The 1719-nt window shown below is 69.7% G+C and carries 2 protein-coding genes and 1 pseudogene; all 3 read right to left on the minus strand.

All coding sequences use genetic code 11. The features are described from left to right. A pseudogene (locus AQI88_RS38755) lies at positions 1-335 on the minus strand (hypothetical protein); the annotation flags it as partial. A 1-nt stretch (position 336) separates the two neighbouring features. Continuing rightward, positions 337-1125: an AAA family ATPase gene (locus tag AQI88_RS38760; RefSeq protein WP_067009569.1), complete on the minus strand. Its 789-nt coding sequence runs from the start codon at positions 1123-1125 to the stop codon at positions 337-339. A gap of 3 nt (positions 1126-1128) precedes the next feature. Next, on the minus strand, positions 1129-1719 hold a 591-nt coding region (locus AQI88_RS38765), incomplete at its 5' end, for a Mu transposase C-terminal domain-containing protein (protein WP_244184543.1).

Consider the following 1719-nt stretch of genomic DNA (forward strand, 5'->3'; position numbering starts at 1 on the left):
CGCAGGGTGAGGAGGTCTCTGAAGCGGTGCGGGGTGAGCAGGTGGGCGCGCAGCAAGGTCAGGTGGGTGATGGGGGTGGTCAAGATCCAGGCGGCCGTGATCGACCAGGCCGGGGCCGGGTCGAGGTGGCGGTAGCCGGCCACGGGGACCGGCTTGCCCAGGGCGGCGAGGATGTCGTAGGCGAGTGCGATCGCGGCGTCGGTGCCCGGGGTCGGATGCACGGTGAGGCGTCCGTGCTGCGGGGCGTGGGAGGCCAGGGCAGCCCGGGTGTGGACCACGTCGTCGTACGGGTCCAGGACCACCGTGACCGGCGGCGGGTTCGGGCAGTCCAGCACCTCAGGCCACCACCGGGCGCTGGCGCTGACGCAGCTTGCTGTAGGACCAGCGCAGCAAGTCCTCGTCCAGGATCCGCCCGGACTCCTTCATCCCGGCGGTCAGGTGATGGGTGATCTTCGCCCAGGCCCGGAAGTTCCCGTGCGCGGCCTCGTCATCGCACATCGCGATCAGGTCCGGATCCGCGTCCGCCCACACGGGATGAAAGGCCGGGATGACGGTGAGGACCTCCTCCAGCGGCATCGGCTCGATCTCCTGCCACGCGTACACGCGGGACTCCAGCATCGGCTCGCTCTGCAGCATCTCGAAACAGCCGTCACCGCCCGTGAACACGATCGTCAGGTCCGAGCCGATGTCATCCCACAAATAGCGCAGATACTCGAAGCACATCTTCGGCAGCCACTGCGCCTCGTCACAGACCAGGACGTGCGTCTCCTCCAGGGCGCCGCGCAGCATCCGGTCGAACTCAATCGGCTGCCCCGGCGGGCGGCCCTGCAAGCCCAGAGCATGGAACAACTCGTGGCGCAGGTCACGGGTCGAGGGGCGGGAGCGGAACTGGATGCGGCGTGTCAGCTTCGGCGCGAGCTCACGCAGCGAGGTGTTCACCGCCAACGACTTGCCCCGGCCCGCCTGCCCGTAGATACAGATCATCGCCCGCGCCTCGATCGCGGCACGGATGTTCTCCCGCACCATCAGCAGGGCACGCGTGGAGACCACCTGGGCGCCCGGCAGGCGCATGAAGTGGTCCTCCCGCTCACGGGGCAGCCGGCCCTGTCGCTCAGCAGTCACCATCGCTCAACGCTCCCCGCTGTCGTCACGTGCACCGCCCACTCCAGACGGCCCGTCTTCGGCTGCCTGCCCGGCATCCGCCTGCGGGCTGGCCGCACGACGAGGACGGACAACCGGACGAGCCCAGGAGGCTGGGGGCTCCCGGGGAGGGATCAGGTCCGGCAGCGCCCGCGCCGCCAAATCCACTGCCCTTGACCGGGCGATCTCCGCCTCGGCCTGACCAGAGGTGACAGAACGACGCGGACGGGGCACAGCAGCCGTCGTCGTAGCGGTGTAGCGGGCCTTGCGCAGCTTCTCCGCCGCTTTCAGATCCGCTTTCAGCGCGCGGGCCTTCTTCTCCCTGACCGAACTCAGCGCACGGCGCTGCTCCAGCGTCGCCGCCTGGGCCAGATAGGCGCTGCCCAGATGCCGGCCCCACTCCTCGGTGGAGAACACCTCGATCTGCCCGTCGTAGTGCGGCAGATACCGCAGCCGGACCCGCATGCCGACGTGCCCGGCCATCCACGGCGCGATGTAGGCGCGGCGCCGCCATGAGATCCCGCTCGTGGTGATCTTCCGGACCCGGCCGTCGTCCTCCAGCGCGAAGAACACCAGGCG

The sequence above is a fragment of the Streptomyces cellostaticus genome, from assembly GCF_001513965.1.
In the GTDB taxonomy this organism is placed as follows: Bacteria; Actinomycetota; Actinomycetes; order Streptomycetales; family Streptomycetaceae; genus Streptomyces; species Streptomyces cellostaticus.